Below are 21,897 nucleotides of genomic sequence, written 5' to 3'. Positions count from 1 at the left end.
GACGTCAGGGTTCCGCTTCGTCCGCGGGATTATGCTCTGCGAGAAAGCGCCCGACTCTCGACATGATATTGCGAGCCCGCGATTGCACAGGGCTCCGCGGACCGTGCGTCAAGCCAGCAACCGACACGACGGAATGTGGAACACCATGGTCTTCGAGCGCATCGGCCATTCGATCCATGCGCCGGGCGGCGCGCTCTCTCAGGAACGCATTGAACTGGTCGGTAAATATCAGCATTGGCGCCGTTTCGGCATCGACATGCCGAAACGGTGAAATAGCCTGCAACTGATCGCGACCGTAAGCATCATCACCTCCCACCCGGTCGGCCCAATCGTGTTTGAACTCTTCCGTAGTACGCCCGCTTCGCATTTCGCGATCCCGGCGCGACATGTCGAGAATGGGTTCGAATGCGATGATGCATCGAAACCTGTCAGGGGTCGTGATACCCCCCATTACCGCAGCATGAGCGCCATGATCGGCGCCCATGAGACACACCCGCTCCGGGTCGACAATCCCGTCATCGATCACCTGATCAAGCGCATCAATCAGGTCCTGGTACATCCCGCCGCCCCAGGCGCCTCGGCTGAGCTGGGCATAATCTGCGCCGAAACCGGTCGACCCCCGATACTGGGGTTGCAGCACGGCATAGCCGCGAGAGGCTATGTACTGTGCCCACACATCGAAACCGCCATAGTCCCGATCGCCCGGACCTTGGTGGGCCAGGACCACGACAGGCAGGCCACGCATCTCTCGACCAATCGGGGTGGTCAGGTAGGCAAATTGCTCAAGCCCGTCCGAGGAAGTGTAGTCCACGGTGCGGACCGGGTGGACGCGATCGTCGGAAATATCCGATCTGACCGGTCCGAGAAGCGTGAGGTCACCACTGTTGGCATCAAACAGATAGAACCGACCGGCGGTCCCGCCTCCATCCAGACGCACCACAAGCCTGTCGCCCTCGCGGTCCCAACTCGTCAGGCTAACATCATGGTCCGGGAAACGGGCGGACACTGCCGCGTGAATGGCCTCAAGGTCCGGATCGAACCACACGGTGTACGGGCCACGCTCAAACCATCTTACTCCGACGACTTCATTGGTCCGCCAATCGAGGATGAACTCATCAACGTCCGCGACGTCGGACTGCACCACGGGGCCTTCGACCTCACCCGATTCAAGATCAAGCCGAAACACCGCCAAGCGTCGCCCCGGCTGTCGCCCCTGCGGCGTCCCGTCGGTTCTGGACGCGAAATATAGAAAGCGGCCCGCCCCGCCCAGACCACCGATCTGGTCCAAGATCGGGCTCAACTCATCCCATCGCCGACCATCGAAACGCAGCTCGCCATCCAGGGTCGGTTGCTCGGTGAACAGGCTGCGCCAACCGTCGTCGCGACCCCGGCGCCCCGCCTCGCCCGGCGCCCGGATCCAAAGTTCGGCCGTATCGCCCTGATCCTCGGCGGAGCGGAGCCGCACAACAGCATCGCCCGATGGGCCCAGGGCATACCGATACTCGCTTTCAGGCTGTACCACGCGAGCATCCTCCGCGTCATCCAGATCGATACTTGTCAATCTGAACCCGATTCCGGAATGTGCCCGTCGAAACCATCCGTCCGAAACTCTTCTGCTGAATGGGTTGTTCCAGACGAGGACTCGACCGTCATCTATTGCCCCAGGACCCGCCAGTCGCGAGCCCCGTGGCAGCGACTCGAATTGTCGCGTTTGTGTATTCAGGACATAGGCGCTCACCAGGCTAGACGCTCGTCCAGCCGAAAAATGTTCCCCCATTTGCAGCCAGAGATGGGTGTCCGACACAAAGCGCAAATGCGTCATCGACGCCGACTGGGTCGGGCGAATGACAAGTGGCTCAGCGTCATCGCCGATGGTCATCACGACGATGGTCCGGGCATTCCCCTCGCCTCGTCCGATATAAGCAATTCGCGTCCCGTCCGGCGATATCTGCACATTGGATATGTCGTCAGACACGGCGTAGTCAGCGGCCGTCAACGGCTCTGCGCCCTGGGCGCCGACCGGCATGCCGACAACGCCAAGCAGGGCGGCGAATATCGCCGCCGCGCAACAATCAAACACGCTTTTCATATAGTCCCCCGACACTTTCTCAGGCCCTCGCACCACTTTAGCGCGTGACTTTGGGGAGGCAACGCTCAACGCGGGGGCCGGTACGGGAACAGACGTCAGGTGAGAAGACTGGAGCGGGTGAAGGGAATCGAACCCTCGTCGTAAGCTTGGGAAGCTTCTGCTCTACCATTGAGCTACACCCGCCTTGCTTCCATCTTACACGGAGGCAGTCACCGGGCGGAAGATCGGTTCTGCAGCGACGACCGCACAAAGAGCCGGGCACAAAAAAAGGGCCGGCTTGCACCGGCCCTTTTCCATTATGTCGCTCGCCAACTGCCGGCGGTGTCAGCGCGGGTCCGGCGGATTGTGCTCGAACAGGAAGCGTTCGAGATTGGTGTAGAGCTCACGGACATTGTCCACCGTCATCCGGTAGGACTGGTGCGGACCATCCTCGATGGCGACCAGCTCGTACGGCTTGCCGGCAGCGTCCATGGCTTCCGCCATCAACTCGGCCTGTTCGAACGGCACGATCAGGTCGTCGGTACCGTGGATGATCATCATCGGAGCCTGAACATCATCGGCATTCAGCGCCGGCGAGATGCGGGTGATGTACTCGGTCTCGCTGCGCCAGTCGCCGATATACTCGGCCCAGTAGGTGACCGACGCACCACCGAAGCGACCCGTCTCGTACTCCATCATCTCGAACACGTCCGAGACCGGCGCGCCGGCGATCGTGCAGCGATAGAGTTCCGGCGTCAGGGTGGCGCCGGCCAGGGCTGCGTAGCCGCCATAGGACCACCCGAACAGACAGACCCGATCACGGGACACGACGCCGGTTTCGACCAGGTGATGAACAGCGTCGGAGACGTCATCCTGCATGGTGCGACCCCACTCGCCGTGCGCCATGGTGATGAAGTCGCGGCCGAACCCGTCAGAGCCCCGGAATTGCGGCTGGAACACGGCGTATCCGCGAGCGGCCAGGAATTGCGCCCACGGGTCAAAGCCATAAAAGTCCCGCGCTTGCGGTCCACCGTGCGGCATCATGACCAAGGGAAGGTTCCGCGCCTCACGTCCCGGCGGCGTGGTGAGGTAGCCAAACAGGTCCAGGCCGTCGCGCGCGGTGTAGTGCACCACTTCAACCGGGGCGATGGCTTCGTCCGGAATTCGGCTGTACGCACCTGACAGGAACGCCATCTGGCCGGTATTGCGATCGAGCAGGTAGTAGCTCTGGCTGGTCTGCCCGCCACTGATGCTGATCACCACCTTGGTGAAGTTCTGGTCCCAGCTGGAGATCGAGACATTGGAGTCCGGGAAATAGCCTTCCAGCTGGGTCTGGATGTTGGCGAAGGTCTCGTCGAAATACTCCACACGCTGGCGCTCTTCAGCCCAACGCACACCGATGATCGCGTTTGTCCGCCAGTCACGGATGAAGCTGCTGACATCGGCGAGGTCCGACTGAACGACGGGTCCTTCGATTTCATTGGTCTCGAAATTGAAACGGAAAACTGCCGCCCGGTCATTGTTGACCCGCGAGCTGAAATAACCGTACTGGCCCGTCGCATCCAGACCGGCCATGTTGGTCATGCGTCCGACCCAGCTGTCTGACCGGCGGGCACCGAAACGGAAACGCTCGCGAGTGAGGTTTTCCGAGTACACCCGGTCCCAGCCGCTGTCGTCGAGATTGGACCAGAGCTCGAACTCGCCATCGTCGAACGCGTATCTCACTACCGGCTCGTTGTCGGCGTTCAGCAAGTAGGTGAAGCCGCCATCGCCGATGAATACCCGCCGCCGGGCCCGATCCCGCGTGAACTCCTGCCGGTAGAGACCGACCGCACGCTCCACCGAGTCGCCGCCGGCCCGGGAGCCGCGATTGTCTTGAAGGACCGCCAACCAGACCAGCATGCTGTCCGGGTCGGAGATGTCGCGGTTGGCCATGGTCGCATACTGGTTGAGTTCCCAGTTTCCGCCGCCGTCGGCCCGGACGACATAGGTCCGGAACACATCGGCTCGCTCGCCGACGCCCGCCAGGTCCCGCCGTTCCGAATAGGTGACCAACAGGTTCTCGTCATTGGCCCAGGAGACCGTCGCGAGAACCTGGTCGTCACCGCCATCGATGACGAATGGAGCGCCACCGGTCAGCGAATAGATGACGATCGAGCGTTCCGCCCGGCTCTCGCCGGAAATGAAAACGAGACGCTCGCCATTCGGTGAAATGCTGACGTTCGACATGTTCGCCATGGCGGCGTAGTCGTCGACAGACGGCACCGGCGGTTGCGCATGGGCGGCCCCAACCGCCATGCAGAACATCATCAGAAGGCCTGAAAGTCTGACCATGAACCCCTCCCTAAATTCTACCCCACAAACAGGTAAGCTGCCCGTAAGATTTAGCCTCGTAACGCGACAATCAAGGGAAAAACCCATCAATGGCGGTTATTCGCTGGCGAAGAACTTTGACAGCTTGAGGCCTTGCGCCTGATAGTTCGAGGCAATCTGGCCATAGGGCGTGCGCGGCCGATCCAGCATCGGCTCATAAACCAGGCGGGCGATGGGCTGTCCGTGCTCGAGAATGAAGGGGACGTCGCGTCCGCGCACCTCCAGCACCGCACGGGCGCCCACACCGCCCGCTTCACGGGTGCCGAAGCCGGGGTCGAAGAATCCGGCATAATGAGCCCGGAACTCACCAATCTCGGTGGCGATCGGTGCCATTTCAGCCGCTTCATCGCAATCGATCGAGACCGCTTCGCGAGACGCCAGGATGTAGAACTCGCCGGGATCGAGGATCAGGCGTCGGTCGGGTGCCGTCAGGGGTTCCCAATACCGTCCGGGCGCATGGCCACCGATCCGGGCCAGGTCCACCAGGCCCGAATGCCGGCGTGCACGGTAGCCGACAATACCGTCACCGAATCCGGCCAGATCAATGCTGACCGTCACCTCGCGCAGGGCCTGGTGCGCGCCCTGGCGAAAACGCACCTGGCTCAACCGGTCGCCTTCGCGGGCGAGGATCGAGAAGGTGCAGGGCGAAATCTCGGCGTAAAGCGGGCCTTCATAACCCACCGGTGCCTGATCAAAAGCGACACCGTGATCGGTAATGACACGCGTGAAGACATCGATACGCCCGGTTGAGCTTTTGGGATTCATCGCAGCGCTGAGACCGGCGGGCAGCTTCAACCCCTCCTGCAGCGGCGCCAGATAGACACAGCCCGTTTCCAGGACCGCCCCGGCTTTCAGGTCAACGGTATGCATTACCAGATCATCGTCGAGGCAATCGGCCACTGTCCGACCCGGGCCCGGCAGGAAGCTGGCACGCAGCCGCCACGCCTTGCTGCCGAGGCGCAGATCGATACTGGCAGGCTGGACCTGCCCCTCGGCCAGGGGGGCAGACATGGTCAGCACGCCACGCCCCGTCAGGGCGGCGAGGTGATGGTCGGGCAGGATTCCGGTATCGGCCATGGGTCACGATCAGGCTGTCTTGGGACAGGAAGATGTCCAACATCCCGCGCGCGCTGTCCAGCGATGCTGACCGTAGGGGTTGAGCCTCTTGGCGCGCAGGTTGATGATGCGGCCATTATGGAGGCTGGGACCCGCGCGGTGCGGGCCGGTCGCAGGGGCATCTCATGTATGAACACGAAACCCGCGGTGTGCGGATCAGTGTCGATCCGGACTATCTGGAGGATGAGAGCACCCCGGAAGAGGGCCGTTTCGTCTGGGCCTACACGATCGAGATCGAGAATACCGGCGACCACCCAGTCCAGCTGATAGCCCGCAAATGGGTGATCACCGATGCCAATGGCCGTACCGAACACGTGCAGGGCATGGGCGTGATCGGTGAGCAGCCCGTGATCGAGCCGGGCGGGCGTTTCCGCTACACGTCGGGTGCGCCGCTGCCGACACCGTCCGGTTTCATGAGTGGCAGCTACGAAATGCGGCGCGGCGATGGCGAGAGCTTCGCGGCCACCATTCCCGGTTTCTCGCTTGACCGGCCATCCGACCGGCTCTGGCTGCACTGACCGGATGAGCCGCGCCCGATGATGCCCCGCTTCCAGGAAGACATGCACCCGTGACCCAGGCCCTGCGGCAAGTCCTGTTCATGATCGGCATGATGGTGACCGTGCTGGCGGCGGCGATGCTGGCTCCGGCGATGGTCGACCTCCTGTCCGGCGAGCAAGAGAGCGCCACCGCGTTTATCCTGTCGGCGATTATCGGTGTCTTTGTGGGCGGAGCCGTGACCTTGAGCACACGCGGCCCGGTCGGCGACATGCCGGCCCGTGGTGCCTTCGTGTTGATCGTCGGCGCCTGGCTGGGCCTGGCTCTTTGTGCCGCCCTGCCGCTGCGACTGTCCGGTCAGGGCCTCGACTGGACCGACGCGATTTTCGAGGCGATTTCCGGCCTCACCACGACTGGTGCCACGGTGATCACCGGGCTCGATTTACGGCCGCCCGGGCTGCTGCTCTGGCGGGCTATCCTGCAGTGGATCGGCGGCATTGGCATCATCGTCACAGCCATGGCTTTCTGGCCGATGCTGGGCATTGGCGGGATGCAGTTGTTTCAGCTGGAAACCGGGGACACATCGGAAAAGGTGCTGCCTCGAGCAACCCAGATCGCGGCAGGGATCGCGGCCATCTACCTGGCACTCACCCTTGTCTGCTTCATGGCCTACATGGGGACCGGCATGGCGTGGCTGCCGGCGCTGTGTCACGCCATGTCGACGGTTTCAACCGGTGGGTTCTCGACCTCGGACAACTCGATGGGCGAATATGTCCACCTCGGGTCGGACATGATCACGACCGTATTCATGATCCTGGCGTCACTCCCCTTCGGCCTGTTCCTGCTGGCTTCCCGCGGGAAGTTCAACGGACTGTTCAAGGATGCCCAGGTGCGCGGCTTCCTGCTGGTGGTTGCCGTGGCGACCCTTGGTCTGACGGCGCTCATCATGGCGCAGGGCCTGTTCACGGACGGTATTCCGGCCTGGCGACATGCGAGTTTCAATGCCATCTCGATCATCACCGGCACCGGCTTTGCCACGACCGATTACGGGCAGTGGGGGCCTCTGGCCCAGTCGTGCTTCTTCGTGTTCATGTTCGTCGGCGGCTGCGCCGGCTCGACCACCTGTTCGGTAAAGGTCTTCCGCTACCAGATCGCCGGCACGGCCATGCGCCGTTACCTGGCCCGCCTGTTGCGCCCGAATGCCATTATCCCGATGCACTATAACGGCCGTCCGGTTTCAGAGAGCATTCTCCACTCGGTGCTGGGCTTCTTCTTCGTGTTCTTCGCGGTTTATGCGGTATCGGCGGCGATCCTGTCGGCCATGGGGCTCGACCTGATCACGGCTCTGTCCGGAGCCGCCGCAACACTCACCAATGTCGGCCCCGGGCTTGGACCGGTCATTGGTCCGGCCGGCACGTTCGAGCCCCTGTCAGACCCGGTCAAATGGGTCCTGACAGCCAACATGTTCATCGGCAGACTGGAAGTCCTGGCGGTCCTGATCCTGTTGAGCCCGCGCTTCTGGCGGCCCTAGGCGGCGGCGGTAATGATCCGGTTCCGGCCCGCGTCCTTGGCCCGGTAAAGCGCCTCGTCAGCCCGCTTGAACAGGGCCGTCAGCGTCGGGTGGTCATCGGTCACCTCCACCAGTCCGGCAGAGATCGTCACCGTGATTTCGTGACCATTGTGGACGAAAGGGTGTTCCTGCACCGCCCGGCGGACCCGTTCAGCGACATTCTGGACGGTCGCACCGCTGCGCGCATGGATCAGGGCCACGAACTCCTCGCCACCCAGACGGGCAACATGATCGGTCTCGCGGATGGTTGATTCCAGGATCGCGGCGACATGCTGCAGAACGGCGTCGCCGACATCATGCCCGTAGGTGTCATTGACCTGTTTGAAGTGATCCACATCAAACACGGCAACCGCCGTCGCAACATCCGGAGCGGGAGGAGCCGTGAAGCTTTCAATGACCAGGGCTTCAAAGGCGCGGCGATTGGGCAAGCCGGTCAGATGATCGGTCAGGGCGGCGCGTTTCAGGACGGTTGCAGAGCGGCCCGCGGACAGCAGGACGAAGCCGAACACCAGGTTGGTCTCGACCACGATAAGCGACAGGATTCCCGCTGCCATCATCTGGTTCGGTGCCAGAACACTGGGCATGTCCGGGTCGAACACCAGGACGCTGAAACTGATCACAACAAGCGCGGCCACAAAATAATAGATGGTGTAGCGCAGCAACCGGACACCGGGCAGGCCGTCGCGTTGGCCGATCGTCTTGAGGTAGGGCAGCATCATCAAACAAGGGGTGATGACGGCAACGCCAAAAATGGCGAAGCGGATCGCGGCGTTGTCCATCGCCCAGGTGAAGAACGGGAAGCCGACCGCCACCAACACACTGAGGCCGGCTAACAGCCAGCGCGGGACCCGTTTGTCGGCGAAGCGGGCGACGCCCTCCAACAGGATCAGGAATCCGCCCGCAGCGAGAATGTCGCCAACAATTATTCCCATCACGTCCGGCAGCACGCCGCGCAATGAAATCAGCCCAAGACCGATGCCATGGGCGGCCGTCCCAGCCAGCCACCAGCGCGGACCGTCCGTCGTCTTCTGGATGGCCGCATTGACCGCATGGATCAGCACGCCCGCCAGAATGACCGGTACCAGCGCCAGGATAAGTGTTTTCGAGTCCATAGTGCGGGTGCTTCACCGTCTCTGTCCGCTCGGAACAATGACGCGGAGGCGTTACCACCGGGTTCTCGAGGCCGAAGAATTCATGCTGCACTGCGGCGGGCGGGCCACTCGGACCCCGCTCAACCCGGCTGGACCAAGCTGGATCAGGTCGTTGGGGCACCGACTTCGGATGGCTCGAAACGCCAGTCGCGATTGCAGTATTCGCAGGTCATGACGATGGCACCATCGGTTTCCATCGCGGCCTGGTCGTCGGCCGGGAAAGAGGCGATGATCCGACGCAGACGTTCGCGCTCGCACGAGCATCGCTTGGTCACGGCAGACGGCTCCAGCAAGCGGACGCCGTCTTCATTGTAAAGCCGATAAAGAAGCTCTCCGGCGGACAGGTCCGGGTCTAGCAATTCACCATCCTCGACCGTCTCGAACAGGGCGCGGGCATGATCCCAGTCGTCCTCGGCCGATCCGCGCGCATCATCTCCGGCGACCGATTGCAGCAGCGCACCACCGCCTCGCCACTGGCGGGCCTCGTCACCGGTCCAGATTTCGCCGATGGCACAACGCAGGCGCGTCGGGGTCTGTTCGGACTGGCGGAAATAAGTCTCGGCGACCTCGCTCAACGATGCCCCTTCCAGCGCCACCACACCCTGATACTGATCCATGTCGGGCCCGTGATCGATCGTCATGGCGAAAGATCCGCGTCCGAGCAGGGTCGGCATCATCATCTCCGGCGCGATCTCGCTGGCCAGGGCCGCCTCAACCGCCTCGCGGTCCATCGAGGCAAACCCGCGTACGCCTTCCCCGGTGACATATTCTGCCACCAGGAAGCGCACCGGGCCATCGCCCTGGGCCTGGACGATCAGACGACCGTCAAACTTCAGCGCGTCGCCGACAAGTGTCGTGACGAGAACCGCCTCGCCGAGCAGCCGCGCCACCGGCTCGGGGTAGTCATGTGCCGACAGGATTTCGTCGAGCACCGAGCCGATCCGGGTGACCCGCCCACGCACGGTCCGGCCTTCAATCTGAAAGCCGGCAACAATATTGTCGTGTTGTCCGAGCGGGTCACTCACGGTCGTCATCCTTGTCACTGCGGGTTGGCAAAGCGGGTCAGGCTGTGGCTTCCAGCGCTGCGAGCGCTTCATCCAGAACCGCGACGGCCTCGCTGGCGTCGTCCTTGGTGATCACCAGCGGCGGCGCCAGACGCGAGACATTGTCTCCCGCGGCGCCGATCAACAGATGGCGATCGCGGGCCAGGCCTGCAAGCTTCTTGGGGTCAAAACCCGGCTTCAGCTTCATGCCGATGAGCAGCCCCTTGCCCCGCACTTCCTCGACCTTGTCCGCATGGCGGTCCATCAGGCCGTGGAGTTGTTGGGTGAGATAGTTGGAGACCTCGACCACGTGATCGAGAAAACCGTCGGACGTCAGCTCGTCAAACACGACATTGCCGACCGCCATCGCCAGCGGGCCGCCGCCATAGGTCGAACCATGCGTGCCGACGACCATGCCCTCGGCTGCCGCTTCAGTGGCCAGGCAGGCGCCCATCGGAAAGCCGCCGCCAATACCCTTGGCAACAGCCATGATGTCCGGCTCGGCGCCGTCGACCCACTGGTGGGCAAACAGCTTGCCGGTCCGACCGGCACCCGACTGGACTTCATCATAGATCAGCATCAGGCCGTGCTCGTCGCACAACTGGCGCAGACCGCGCAGGCATTGCTCGGGAATGGCTCGCACGCCCCCCTCACCCTGGACCGGCTCGACGCAGATGGCCGCCGTCTCGTCCGATATCGCCGCCTTGAGGGCGTCATGATCGCCGAATTCGACCTGGTCAAACCCTTCCATCGCCGGACCGAAGCCCTCGAGGTATTTCGGATTTCCGCCGGCATTGATCGCGCCATAGGTGCGGCCGTGGAAGGCGCCGGTGAAGGTGATGATGCGGTAGCGCTGCGGATTGCCGTTTACATAGTGGTAGCGACGGGCGGTCTTGAGCGCGCATTCCATCGCTTCAGCGCCTGAATTTGTGAAGAAGACGCGGTCGGCGAAGGTCGCCTTGGTCAGCTTCTCGGCCAGTTCGACACCGGCCGGGACCCGGAACATGTTGGACAGGTGCCACAGCTTGCCGGCCTGCTCGTTGAGCGCAGCCACCGCCTTGGGATGGGCGTGCCCCAGGCAATTCACCGCGATGCCCGAAATGAAGTCGAGATACCCGTCTCCCGCTGCCGTGAACAGTCGCGGCCCCTTACCGTGGTCAAAGACCAGATCCGGCGGCGCGTAGGTATCCATCATCGGTGCGGGCATTTTCATTTCCTCCTGGATTGCCGGATCGGCATGTTTGGCCCCGTCTCGGCGCGGGCCTTTCTTCTCCTCTAGGCCGGGCCGTTCAGCTCTTCAAGCGCCAGCCTGCATGCAACAACGCATAGCTGAGGACACCGAGCACAAGGTTGATCACGGCGAGCAGGACGACCCCGATCATCAGGTTGCCATCGGCCTGACCGGTAAAGCCATACCGGAAGCCGTCAATCATGTAGAAGAAAGGATTGAAATGACTGATGGTTGCCAGCGGGCCAGGCAGGTTGGCGATGGAGTAGAAAGTCCCGGACAAGAAGGTCAGCGGCGTGATCACGAACGTTGTGACGGCCGCCATGTGGTCGAACTTCTCCGCCCACAGGCCGCCAATCACCCCGATCATCGACAACATGGCGGCCGCGCTCAGCCCGAAGTAAAACACCGCCCACCAATGGGCCGGCATCATGTTCATGAAGGGCACCAGTGTCACCGCGGTGACCGCCGCGACCAGCACGCCGCGGGTCATGGCCCCGGCAACGAAGGCGATGAACAGCTCCAGCGCCGAGAGGGGCGGCATCAGGAAGTCCACCGTATTGCCCTGCACCTTTGAGACAAGGATCGATGAGCCTGAATTGGCGAAGGCGTTGTTGAGCAAGCCCATCAGGATCAGGCCGGGAGCGAGGAACTCCGCGAAGGGAATCCCGCCGACATCGCCGCGCCGGGCCCCGATCGCGACGGCAAACACCGTCATGTAAAGCAGTGTGGTGGCGACCGGTGCGAGCACGGTTTGCATACCGACCTTGAGAAATCGCCGGACTTCTTTCTTGTACAGCGTCCAAAGTCCCAAACTGTTGAAAAGGCCAAAACTTTTCGGCTGTGGAAAATCAGTTAAGCGAGCGTTACTCATATCGAATTACCCTTAATTTCCCGGTAACCATCTTCGTTAACGATTGGCCGTGCAAGTGAGCTTTCCACAGGTATGAACCTAACCCCATCTTGTGGCATTGGTTCGTCTTGCTACAATATCTAGTGTAATTAAACATGCATTGAGCAATGCGCGGTTTACCATCATCAAGGTGAGCAAGCGCATCCCAAACGGGAGACTAGGGCGATGGCTTGGACTGACGAACGCGTAGAAGAACTCAAGAAACTCTGGTCGGAAGGCCTGAGCGCGAGTCAGATTGCGAAACAGCTCGGTGGTGTGACCCGCAATGCCGTCATTGGCAAGGTTCACCGTCTTGGTTTGTCAGGTCGTGCGACTCCGTCGCGGCCAGCCCGCCGCGCCACGAAGCCCTCCCGTCCGCGTACCACAACGGCTTCCACCGCGCCGGCAACACGCACTGTTGCGCGCCCCTCCCCCTCAGCGCCCCCGGCTGCCACGCCGGCGCCGGTGGAGCCAGCCGTCCTGCCCTCCGGCGAGTTTGCCACCGTGCTGACGCTTCGCGAAAGCATGTGCAAGTGGCCGATCGGCGACCCGTCCCAGTCCGAGTTCCGCTTCTGCGGTCGCAAGGCTGATACCGGCCACGCTTATTGCCATGCGCATTCCGACATGGCCTACCAGCCGAGCCAGAAACGCCGCCGCCGCACGTCAGACGCCAATGCCGCGCTCGACGCCATCGCCGCGACGCGACGCTTCAATTTCTGACCGGCCCCCTCACCCAGGATCCGGGACAGACAATGGCCGCCTCGTTCTCGAGGCGGCCAATTTTTTGACCGCAGTTCCGGGGATCGCCCTCCTATCATAGCCAATGGCTATGGAATTCACCCAAACTTGGTATTCGAAACTGGGCACCCGCGCCCCCAAGTCCTGGCCACCCATCAAATCGGAGTGACCATGATCAAGCATTTTCTTGCCGCCACCGCCCTGGCCGGAGCCGGCCTCGGTTCAGTCTCAGCAGAGGATTGGAGCTATGTCGGTGATACCGGGCCCGAGCACTGGGGCTCCCTGAGTGACGACTTCGCCGTCTGCTCGGCCGGTACCCAGCAAAGCCCGATTGACCTGACCGGTGCCATCAGCGCCAGCGGGGCTGCGGCGACACTCGCCCTGAACAGCATCAGCGGCGTCCAGGTGTCCCGAGACGCTCACGGCGTGACCTACAGCGCCGAAAGCGTCGATGCCGGGCTGACCCTTGGCGGCGTGGATTACACCTTGCTGCAATTCCACTTCCACGCCCGGTCCGAGCACCATATCGACGGCGCTGATTTCCCGATGGAGGTCCACTTTGTGACCGCCTCGGAGACCGGCGCGCTTGCCGTGGTCGGCGTGATGTTCGAGGCCGGCGCCGCGCATCCGGCGCTCGACGCCCTGTGGGCCGCCATACCGGCCGAGGGCGAGACAGCTGCCGGTCCGGACATGCTGTCGCTCGACAGCTTCATCCCCGACCAACAGCCGGTCTTCCGGTATGAAGGCTCGCTGACCACGCCGCCCTGTGCGGAGATCGTGAGCTGGACGGTTTTCCCGGAGCCGATCGAAGCCTCCGCCGAACAGATCGAGGCGTTCACCAACCTTGTCGAGGACAATGCCCGGCCGCCGCTTCCTGCGCACCGCCGCTACGTTCTGATCTCCGACTGACAGGAGCGCAGCTAAGGCAAGAAGGGCCCGGCCAATCTGGCCGGGCCCTTTTCATTTCCGGTTCCGATGCCAGCGTTTACTCGGCCCGCGGCAGCCTTTGTTTCCAGTCGGACTGACAGTAGAGATCAGCCGCATAAGACCGAAGCAAGGGGTCGAGACGGGCCATCGCCGTGTCCAGCACCTCGGGTTCGAGAAACACGACCAGCGCCGCCTGGCGTCCGGCGTCGACAATATGACCGCTCCGGGTCCAGTTGCTGTCGCCCTGGCGGCCGCGGGCCAGAGGTCGAACGGTCCAGTGGGTCATGCCAAGCTCTGCGAGACAGGCTTCGAAGCGGGTCATGTGAACCTCGTCCGCCAGGATCTCCACCCGGCAAATGGATTTCCAGTTGTGCATGGTCATACCTCCAGGAACCGGCCAGCCAACCAGGCGTATGCCGGGATGCCGAACATCAGGTTGAGCGGGAATGTAACGCCCAGCGACAGCGTCAGGGACAGGGCGGCCTTGGCCTGTGGAAGCGCCAGACGCATCGCCGCCGGGACAGCAATGTAGGACGCCGATGCCGACAGGGTCATCAACAAGGCTCCATCACCAGGCGAAAGCCCGATCAACCGGCTGACCGCAAGCCCGATGACAGCTCCGATGGCCGGCATGTAGAGCCCGTAGCCGATCAGCGGCCAGCGCAGCAGGCGGCGATGCTCGACCAGCCCCCGGCCGGCGATCAGACCCATATCCAGAAGGAACAGGCAGAGGACGCCGCGGAAGATGTCGACAAAGAAAGGCTCCACCGTCGCCATCCCGGCGGGCCCGCTGATCCAGCCGATCACGAAAGCGCCCAGCAACAGCATGATGGACCCATTGGTGAAGGCCTCGCGGATGACCGAGGCTGACACGCCGGACCGGGGGTCGCCCTGAGCCGACATGGCACGGCCGGCCAACAACAGTCCGGTCAGGATTGCGGGGGCTTCCATCGCTGCCGCCACGGCGACCATGTAGCCACCGCCGGGCTGGCCAAGGGCAATGCCGGCGTCCTTGGCGGCAATAAAGGTGACGATCGAGATCGAGCCGTAGTGCGCCGCAATCGAGGCGGCATCAACCTTGTCGACACCCGTCGTGGCGCGCAGCAGCCCGAAACCGATCAATGGCAAGCCCGCCGACAGGATTACCCCGGCGCACAGCAGCAGGATCAGTGAGCCCGGATCGGCATTCGCCATTTCCGCCCCGCCCTTGAAGCCGATCGCCATGACCAGGTAGAGCGACAGGCCTTTCGCGACGGCTTCGGGGATCGCCAGATCCGACCGCACCAGAGCGGCCAGCAGGCCCAAAACAAAGAAAAGGACTGCCGGTGATATGAGGGTCGTCCCGGCCAGGCTGATCCAATCCATGCAAAACTCCCGGTTCCTGGCAGATTTCGACAAGCCGAAGCCGGCCCACTGCCGCCATGAGACGACAGTGATCCGGCTTCCATACCTGACACGGCGGGGGTCGAGTGATCAGGTGACGCTTGACTAACGCAGAGTTTGAAATAGCTAAAAGATAAGAAAAGTATCTCCGAGAAAGGTTTTCTCTATCAATGCGCCCGACGCTTCGACAATTGCAATATATCGTCGCCACGGCCGAGACCGGCCGGTTTTCCGACGCCGCCGAAAAGCTGAATGTCAGCCAGCCAAGCCTGTCGGCCCAGATCGCCGACGCCGAGGCACATCTGGGCGCCACGATCTTCGAACGGGGGCGACACGGCGCCCGGGTCACGCCAATCGGCGCAGAGATCGTTCGCCGGGCACGCTACCTGCTGCGGCAGATGGAGGACATCCAGTCCATCGCCCAGAGCGGTCGACTGGGGCTTTATGGTCGGGTCCGCCTCGGCGTGCTGCCGACTATCGGCCCCTACCTGCTGCCGCGCTGTACAGCGACCTTGCATCAGAACTTCCCGGACCTGCGGCTGTCGATCCGGGAGGAGTCGACCGTCGAGCTGCAGGACAAGCTGGCAGACGGTCAGATGGATGTCCTGATTTCAACGCCCGAGGACCATCCGGCATCGCAATCCGTCCATTTGTTCCGGGAGTCCCTCTGGATCGCCGTGCCTGCAGATGACGCCCTGGCCGACGACCGGTCGCCGCTGGCCCTGAGCGCCCTGACCGGTCGCCCGCTGCTCACTTTGGGAATGGGCCATCGCTTGACGTCACTCGTCAGCGAACTGGCCCACAAGGCCGGAGCCTTCATTTCAACCGACTATGAAGGGACCAGCCTGGACGCGATCCGGCACATGGCGGCTCTGGGCGCCGGCGTCGCCATCCTGCCGCAACTCTATGTGACCTGCGAAGCCAAGCGCGATGACGCACTGGTCTACCGACGGATCGACGCGCCGATTGCCGAGCGCGACATTGCACTGATCTGGCGGCACGGCTCCCCTTTGCAGGACGGCCTCACCCAATTGGCGGAGACCTTCCGGACTGCCGCCCGATCGGCCCTGGCGGGGGCCTGACACCGAATCGACCAGAGGGGCTGCCGGCCCCTGACCCGACGACTAGGCGTTCACGTCGAACGAATAGCCCGCCGATCGAACCGTCCGGATCGGATCATGCTCGTCCTTGTTATTGAGCGCCTTGCGCAGGCGGCCGACATGGACATCGACCGTGCGGGCCTCGACATAGACGTCCGAACCCCAGACCGCATCCAGCAATTGCTCGCGCGAGAACACGCGTCCCGGGTGCTGCATCAGATAGTCCAGCAGGCGGAACTCGGTCGGGCCGAGATGGATCTCGCGATCCGCCCGTTTCACACGATGGGCGACCCGGTCCATGGCGATATCACCGACCTCGATCACATCCTCGGCCAGGCCCGGACGGATGCGGCGCAGCACTGCCCGAATCCGCGCAAACAGCTCGGTCATCGAGAATGGCTTCACGACATAGTCGTCAGCACCGGTATCCAGCCCGCGCACACGATCGGTCTCCTCACCGCGCGCGGTGAGCATGATGATCGGCACATTGGCCGTTTCCTGGCGTCCGCGCAGACGGCGACACACCTCGATGCCTGAGACCTTCGGCAGCATCCAGTCGACCAGGACCAGATCCGGCGTCGATTCCTCGGCCTGCATCAGGGCGTCCTCGCCATCGCGGGCCACGGCGACCGAGTAGCCTTCCTTCTCCAGATTGTACTGCAGCAGGGTGGCCAGGGCGTCTTCGTCTTCGACGACAAGAACATGAGCATTCATCGACCGGCTCCGGATATCGATTGCGGGCGTTGTCAGGAATGGGCGTCTTCAACAAGCGGTGAGGCCGTGACCATGAAGTGGACGGCTTCGGCAATATTGGTGGCGTGATCACCGATACGTTCGAGATTCTTGGCAACGAACAGGATGTGCACGCCCGGACCCACCAGACCGGAATCCTCGGTCATCGACATCAGCATCTCGCGCACCAGCGTGTTGTAGCGCTCGTCGACCTCATCATCGGAATGCCAGACCCGCACAGCAGGCTCGACGTCGGCCGAGGCCAGGGCGTCCAGGACTTCACGCAACTGCTTGATCACGATGGCGCCGAGACGCTCGACCTGCTGGGTCAGGGCGACCGGCGCATAATCGGCCAGGTCGCCGGCACGATAGGCGATGTTTTTGGCCAGGTCGCCCACCCGCTCGAGGTCGGTCGCAACCTTGAGCGCCGAAATGGTCATGCGCAGATCGGTGGCCAGAGGCTGGCGCAGCGCGAACAGGCGCAGGACCCGCTTTTCGACATCGACCTGCAGGGCGTTGACCTGGACTTCCCGGGCCTTGATGTCCGGCTTGATGCTGGCGTCGCGCCGGACCACGGCTGCGATCGCCTTTTCCAGCTGCGTCTCGACCAGTCCGCCCATCCGGGCAAGATCGTCGGCAAGCTGGTCCAGCTCTTCACCATAAGCGGTGACAATGTGTGACGTTCTGGAAAGCGCCATGGCTGGCCCTCCTCTCGATGGAGACCCCGGCCTAGCCGAAGCGTCCTGTGATGTAGTCCTGCGTGCGTTTGTCGCGCGGGTTGGTGAAAATATCTTCGGTCGACCCGTATTCGACCAGGTGGCCCATATGGAAGAAGGCCGTGTGCTGCGAGACCCGGGCGGCCTGCTGCATCGAATGGGTGACGATGATGATGCAATAATTCTCGCGCAGCTCGTCGATCAGCTCCTCGATCCGGGCCGTGGCGATCGGGTCGAGCGCCGAGCACGGCTCGTCCATCAGGATTACTTCCGGATTGACCGCAATGGCGCGGGCGATGACGAGGCGCTGCTGCTGGCCGCCCGACAGGCCGGTGCCGGGATGGTTGAGGCGATCAGAAACCTCGTCCCACAAACCGGCCTTGCGAAGGGCGTTCTCGACGATCTCGTCCAGCTCCGGGCGGGTCAGGGCAAGACCGTGGATACGTGGCCCATAGGCGACATTGTCGTAGATCGACTTGGGAAACGGGTTCGGTTTCTGGAACACCATTCCGACGCTGGCGCGGAGCACCACCGGGTCAATTGTCTTGTCGTTGATTTCCTGGCCGTCAATCGTCAGCGACCCGCTGACAACCGCACCATCAATGGTGTCATTCATCCGGTTGAGGCAGCGCAGGAAAGTCGACTTGCCACAGCCGGACGGGCCGATGAAGGCCGTGACCGAGCGATCGGGAATGTCGATCGACACATCATGCAGGGCCTGCTTGCCGGAATAGCTCACCACCACATTGCGCGCGGTGACCTTGATCGGCAGGTCGGCTGGGGGGTTGAGAGGGGTATCGGTCATGAAACTACCATCTCCGCTCGAAGCGACGGCGCAGATAGATGGCCAAGGCATTGAAGCCGATCATCAGCGCGAGAAGAACCAGGATTGCGGCGCCGGTCCGGGCCTGGAAGGCTCGTTCGGCACCATCCGACCACAGGAAGACCTGGACCGGCATGACAGTGGCGGGCTGGGTAAAACCCTCGAGCCCCAGAGTCGGAGCATCGGCGATAAAGGCGACCATGCCGATCATCAGCAAGGGCGCGGTTTCGCCCAGCGCCTGGGCAAGGCCGATAATGGCCCCGGTCAGGATGCCCGGCGCGGCCAGAGGCAGCACATGGTGGAAGACGGTCTGGGTGCGTGAAGCGCCGACCGCCAGAGCCGCCTGGCGGATTGATTGAGGCACAGCCTGAAGCGCGGCGCGGGTGGCGATGATCACGGTGGGCAGCGTCATCAGCGACAACACCAGACCACCGACCAGGGGCGCCGAGCGTGGTAGACCGAACGCGTTGATAAAGACCGCCAGACCCAGCAGGCCGAAGACGATCGACGGAACCGCGGCGAGGTTGTTGATATTGACCTCGATCAAAGCCGTGAACCGGTTCTTCGGCGCATACTCTTCCAGGTACAAGGCGGTGAACACACCGATCGGGACGGAGATCATGATGGTGATGATCATGGTCAGGATCGAGCCGTAGAGCGCGCCCTTGACACCGGCGAGTTCAGGCTCCCGACTGTCGGCATTGGCGAAAAGATAGGTATTGAAGACCGCCCGGATGGCGCCGCGCTCCTCGAGGGCACGCGTCCACACGATCAGCTGGTCCGACACCCGGCGGCGTTCGGCCGGCGTATCGATCACATACAGCGTCCACGCCTCTGTCGGCTCGATCTCCCCCCCGCCCAGCAGGTAGCGCCCGCGCGCGGTCGCGCCGTCGCGGGCCAGGCTGGTCAGCAAGACAGCCCGCTGATCGGATTCGACAATGATGCTGGGCAAGCTGCCATCCAGTTCGATCGGCCCGGCACCGGCGTCCAGCGTCGCGCGGATATCCGCAGCCTGACGCCGATTGACTTGCGCTTCGTAGAGCATGTCCTCGGCCTCGGTGCCGGTCAGCCCTTCGGCACGAAGCTCGAGCGCGTCAGCCTCCACCTCGAGCACCGTCGCACGGGCCCGAAGGGTACGGGACACTTCGGCAGCCAGATCGCGGAAATCGGTCGCGCTGGATCGCACCAACACGTCCCTGTCCTCGTCGGTCAGGGTCAGGCGTCCATTGGTGGACAGCGTCCGGTCATCGACCAGATGCCCCTTCAGATAGAGGTCGAGATCATCCGCCAAGGGCATGGTGAAGACATGCCGGGTACCGATCAGGGAGGGGTCCTCAAGCACATCATCCATCAAGCGCGTGGCATTGAGGGCCGTATAAAGGCTGAACAGGTTTCGCAGGTCACGGCGGGCCTGGACCTCGGGAAATTCAGCCCGCATGGCGGATTGCAGGATCCGGCTGTATCCGCCCCGCCGCAGCGAGTCCTCGCTGCCATCGCCCATCGGGTCGACGGCTTCGCGATCGAGATCGACGGTCAGGGCGAGTTCGTGGGCGGTAAAGGCGGGCAAGCCACCGGAAACGATCGAGCTGAGCAGGATGATCAGGATGCCCACCGCAGCAGCGACAGCGCCCAGCCCGGCCGCGCGAAAGCGCAGCTCGGCACGATAGCGCGCACCCAGATTCTTGCGGACCGCGGTCCGGATCGGCGAGATGTCGGGCGTGTCAGTCATATTTTTCCCGGTATCGTTGCACGACGCGCAGGGCGATGACGTTCATCACCAGCGTGATGACAAAGAGGACCAGACCCAGGGCGAAGGCCGACAGGGTTTTCGGGCTGTCGAATTCCTGGTCGCCGGTCAGCAGCATCACGATCTGCACCGTGATGGTCGTGACGGATTCCAGCGGGTTTGCGGTCAGGTTGGCACCCTGGCCCGCGGCCATGACGACGATCATGGTCTCGCCCACGGCGCGCGACACAGCCAGCAGGATGGCACCGACTATGCCCGGCAGTGCCGCCGGCATGATCACCCGGCCGATGGTTTCCGACTTTGTGGCGCCCATCGCGTAAGACCCGTCACGCAGGGATTGCGGCACAGAATTGATGACGTCGTCGCTGAGCGAGGAAATGAAGGGGATGATCATCACGCCCATCACCAGTCCGGCCGACAAGGCGCTCTGCGTGACCACATCCTCGAACCCGATCATCGCAAAAAAGCCGCGGATCGCGGGACCGACGGTCAACAGGGCAAAGAAGCCGTAGACCACCGTCGGAACACCGGCGAGGATCTCCAGCACCGGCTTGGCGGTCAGGCGGAAGCGCGGACCAGCGTATTCGGACAGGTAGATGGCCGACAGAAGGCCGATCGGGACCGCAACGACCATGGCGATGAAGGTGATCATGGCGGTACCGGCGAACAGCGGCACGGCACCGAAGGCCCCGGACTGCCCGACCTGGTCGGCGCGCAAGGCAATCTGCGGCGACCATTGGAGCCCGAACAGGAATTCGGTCAGCGGCACGGTCGAGAAAAAGCGGATACTCTCGAACAATAATGAGAACACGATCCCGACCGTCGTCATGATCGCGATCACCGACGACAGGAACAGCATGGCGGTGACCAGATTCTCGACATGGTTGCGAGCGCGGAAACCGGCAGCGACCTGGCTGCGTGTGCGGATCAGGCCACCGATCGCCAATACCAGCGCCAGGCCTGCGGCCAAACGGCGGAGCTGTGTCTTGTGATGGCCCACGACCTCGGCCGCCGCGTCCAGCTCCGGGCTGGCGCGACTGGCCAGACCACCATCGGCGATGCGCCGGGCATCCGACAGGAAAAGCTGGCGGCGTTCACGCGGCGCATGAACCAGTTCGAACCCGGCCAGAGCCTGGACGCTGGCCCCGCCGGCGACTGCCGCCTCCGCGACACCGTCGCGCAGTGCGGCCCGGCGATTGATACGGGCCTCCTCGGCCGTGGCCAACTGGTTGACCAGGTCGGTCTGCTCCACGCCGAGCACCTCGAGGCGGGCCGGGTCGCGATCCACGCCGTCAGCGCCGCGCAGGGCGGCGATTTCATCGTTGGTCGCATCGGCCCGCTCCCGCAGCACCGCCAGTGCCTCGACCAGCGACTGGTATCGACTGTCCCGGTCCAGCGCACTTTCGAAACTGGCGGACAGTTCCTGCGCATCACGACGCAGTTCGGCAGCGGCGAGCCGGTCAACCAGGGTGGACCCGAACATGCCGAAAGCCGCCAGCATCAGGAATGCCGGCAGCCCCGTCCATATCGCGATGTAATAGCCGTGATAGTTCGGCAGGGAGTGCAGTCCCGCCGTCGCACCGGACACGGAGGCGATGGCACGGGAGCGGCCGACATAGAAGCCGCCGGCCAGCATCACGATGATCGCAAGGGCGACGATGGCGATAATGGACATGCTGTTCCCCTCGGCTCGCCGATCGGTGGCCCGGACCTTTACGCCCCGACTCGTCGTTTACGCCGGGTTCGGGCTCCGTTTATGACAGCTTGGCTACAGTTTTGTGACAACCGGCGGCCG

Annotated in this window: 19 protein-coding genes and 1 tRNA gene; 5 read left to right on the top strand and 15 right to left on the bottom strand. The window is 63.2% G+C overall.

Annotated features, from left to right (window positions below):
• Positions 1 to 4: 4 nt before the first annotated feature.
• The 4 genes from VOI18_RS08875 to VOI18_RS08860 all read right to left on the bottom strand — a co-directional run bounded on the left by VOI18_RS08875 (position 5) and on the right by VOI18_RS08860 (position 5,518).
• Positions 5 to 2,089: an alpha/beta hydrolase family protein gene (locus VOI18_RS08875; protein WP_323762043.1), complete on the bottom strand. Its 2,085-nt coding sequence runs from the start codon at positions 2,087 to 2,089 to the stop codon at positions 5 to 7.
• Positions 2,090 to 2,198: 109 nt separating this feature from the next.
• Positions 2,199 to 2,272: transfer RNA gene (locus tag VOI18_RS08870), tRNA-Gly, on the bottom strand.
• Positions 2,273 to 2,413: 141 nt separating this feature from the next.
• Positions 2,414 to 4,402 carry a S9 family peptidase gene (locus tag VOI18_RS08865; protein WP_323762042.1) on the bottom strand — a complete coding sequence of 663 codons (1,989 nt, stop codon included), beginning with the start codon at positions 4,400 to 4,402 and terminating at the stop codon, positions 2,414 to 2,416.
• 96 nt (positions 4,403 to 4,498) lie between these two features.
• Entirely contained in the window at positions 4,499 to 5,518 is a 1,020-nt protein-coding gene (locus VOI18_RS08860; protein WP_323762041.1) for a 2'-deoxycytidine 5'-triphosphate deaminase, read from the bottom strand.
• 164 nt (positions 5,519 to 5,682) lie between these two features.
• Here VOI18_RS08860 and apaG point away from each other — a divergent pair, with 164 nt between their 5' ends.
• Together apaG and VOI18_RS08850 are read left to right on the top strand one after the other, a co-directional pair.
• Positions 5,683 to 6,075 carry a Co2+/Mg2+ efflux protein ApaG gene (gene apaG, locus VOI18_RS08855; RefSeq protein WP_323762040.1) on the top strand — a complete coding sequence of 131 codons (393 nt, stop codon included), beginning with the start codon at positions 5,683 to 5,685 and terminating at the stop codon, positions 6,073 to 6,075.
• A 50-nt stretch (positions 6,076 to 6,125) separates the two neighbouring features.
• Positions 6,126 to 7,583, top strand: a complete 1,458-nt coding sequence (locus VOI18_RS08850; protein ID WP_323762039.1) for a TrkH family potassium uptake protein — start codon at positions 6,126 to 6,128, stop codon at positions 7,581 to 7,583.
• On the opposite strand, the gene VOI18_RS08845 is transcribed toward VOI18_RS08850, so the two are convergent.
• The 4 genes from VOI18_RS08845 to VOI18_RS08830 form a co-directional block, all read right to left on the bottom strand.
• The gene (locus tag VOI18_RS08845) at positions 7,580 to 8,734 is read right to left on the bottom strand and encodes a GGDEF domain-containing protein (protein ID WP_323762038.1); all 1,155 of its coding nucleotides are present in this window, start codon (positions 8,732 to 8,734) and stop codon (positions 7,580 to 7,582) included. The genes VOI18_RS08850 and VOI18_RS08845 overlap by 4 nt on opposite strands.
• 143 nt (positions 8,735 to 8,877) lie before the next feature.
• On the bottom strand, positions 8,878 to 9,807 hold the full coding sequence (locus VOI18_RS08840; protein WP_323762037.1) for an Hsp33 family molecular chaperone: 930 nt from the start codon (positions 9,805 to 9,807) through the stop codon (positions 8,878 to 8,880).
• Positions 9,808 to 9,835: 28 nt separating this feature from the next.
• Positions 9,836 to 11,023 (bottom strand): aspartate aminotransferase family protein, encoded by a 1,188-nt coding sequence (locus tag VOI18_RS08835; RefSeq protein ID WP_323762036.1) that lies wholly within the window; start codon positions 11,021 to 11,023, stop codon positions 9,836 to 9,838.
• 82 nt (positions 11,024 to 11,105) lie between these two features.
• A complete protein-coding gene (locus tag VOI18_RS08830) occupies positions 11,106 to 11,918 on the bottom strand; it encodes an ABC transporter permease (RefSeq protein ID WP_323762035.1) in 813 nt (270 codons plus the stop codon).
• Between the two features lie 204 nt (positions 11,919 to 12,122).
• On the opposite strand from VOI18_RS08830, the gene VOI18_RS08825 reads away from it, so the two are divergent.
• Both VOI18_RS08825 and VOI18_RS08820 read left to right on the top strand, forming a co-directional pair.
• Positions 12,123 to 12,656 carry a GcrA family cell cycle regulator gene (locus tag VOI18_RS08825; RefSeq protein ID WP_323762034.1) on the top strand — a complete coding sequence of 178 codons (534 nt, stop codon included), beginning with the start codon at positions 12,123 to 12,125 and terminating at the stop codon, positions 12,654 to 12,656.
• A gap of 189 nt (positions 12,657 to 12,845) precedes the next feature.
• On the top strand, positions 12,846 to 13,583 hold the full coding sequence (locus VOI18_RS08820; protein WP_323762033.1) for a carbonic anhydrase family protein: 738 nt from the start codon (positions 12,846 to 12,848) through the stop codon (positions 13,581 to 13,583).
• Positions 13,584 to 13,659: 76 nt separating this feature from the next.
• On the opposite strand, the gene VOI18_RS08815 is transcribed toward VOI18_RS08820, so the two are convergent.
• Together VOI18_RS08815 and VOI18_RS08810 are read right to left on the bottom strand one after the other, a co-directional pair.
• Positions 13,660 to 13,977: a hypothetical protein gene (locus VOI18_RS08815; protein ID WP_323762032.1), complete on the bottom strand. Its 318-nt coding sequence runs from the start codon at positions 13,975 to 13,977 to the stop codon at positions 13,660 to 13,662.
• A gap of 2 nt (positions 13,978 to 13,979) precedes the next feature.
• Positions 13,980 to 14,966 carry a sodium-dependent bicarbonate transport family permease gene (locus tag VOI18_RS08810; protein ID WP_323762031.1) on the bottom strand — a complete coding sequence of 329 codons (987 nt, stop codon included), beginning with the start codon at positions 14,964 to 14,966 and terminating at the stop codon, positions 13,980 to 13,982.
• Between the two features lie 188 nt (positions 14,967 to 15,154).
• Here VOI18_RS08810 and VOI18_RS08805 point away from each other — a divergent pair, with 188 nt between their 5' ends.
• Positions 15,155 to 16,066 (top strand): hydrogen peroxide-inducible genes activator, encoded by a 912-nt coding sequence (locus tag VOI18_RS08805; RefSeq protein WP_323762030.1) that lies wholly within the window; start codon positions 15,155 to 15,157, stop codon positions 16,064 to 16,066.
• Between the two features lie 42 nt (positions 16,067 to 16,108).
• On the opposite strand, the gene phoB is transcribed toward VOI18_RS08805, so the two are convergent.
• Genes phoB through pstC form a run of 5 tightly spaced genes read right to left on the bottom strand, consistent with a single transcriptional unit; the run spans position 16,109 to position 21,777 of the window.
• Positions 16,109 to 16,798 carry a phosphate regulon transcriptional regulator PhoB gene (gene phoB / locus VOI18_RS08800; RefSeq protein WP_323762029.1) on the bottom strand — a complete coding sequence of 230 codons (690 nt, stop codon included), beginning with the start codon at positions 16,796 to 16,798 and terminating at the stop codon, positions 16,109 to 16,111.
• 32 nt (positions 16,799 to 16,830) lie between these two features.
• Positions 16,831 to 17,514: a phosphate signaling complex protein PhoU gene (gene phoU / locus VOI18_RS08795; RefSeq protein WP_323762028.1), complete on the bottom strand. Its 684-nt coding sequence runs from the start codon at positions 17,512 to 17,514 to the stop codon at positions 16,831 to 16,833.
• A 31-nt stretch (positions 17,515 to 17,545) separates the two neighbouring features.
• Entirely contained in the window at positions 17,546 to 18,337 is a 792-nt protein-coding gene (gene pstB, locus VOI18_RS08790) for a phosphate ABC transporter ATP-binding protein PstB (protein ID WP_323762027.1), read from the bottom strand.
• 4 nt (positions 18,338 to 18,341) lie between these two features.
• Entirely contained in the window at positions 18,342 to 20,084 is a 1,743-nt protein-coding gene (pstA, locus tag VOI18_RS08785; RefSeq protein ID WP_323762026.1) for a phosphate ABC transporter permease PstA, read from the bottom strand.
• Positions 20,077 to 21,777 (bottom strand): phosphate ABC transporter permease subunit PstC, encoded by a 1,701-nt coding sequence (pstC, locus tag VOI18_RS08780; protein WP_323762025.1) that lies wholly within the window; start codon positions 21,775 to 21,777, stop codon positions 20,077 to 20,079. Before pstC ends, pstA begins: the two co-directional genes overlap by 8 nt.
• Between the last annotated feature and the right edge of the window lie 120 nt (positions 21,778 to 21,897).

This window comes from Maricaulis sp. (genome assembly GCF_034670125.1).
Taxonomy (GTDB): Bacteria; Pseudomonadota; Alphaproteobacteria; order Caulobacterales; family Maricaulaceae; genus Maricaulis.
The sequence above is the reverse complement of the archived record's forward strand: the minus strand, read 5'-3'. Positions and strand labels throughout refer to the sequence as shown.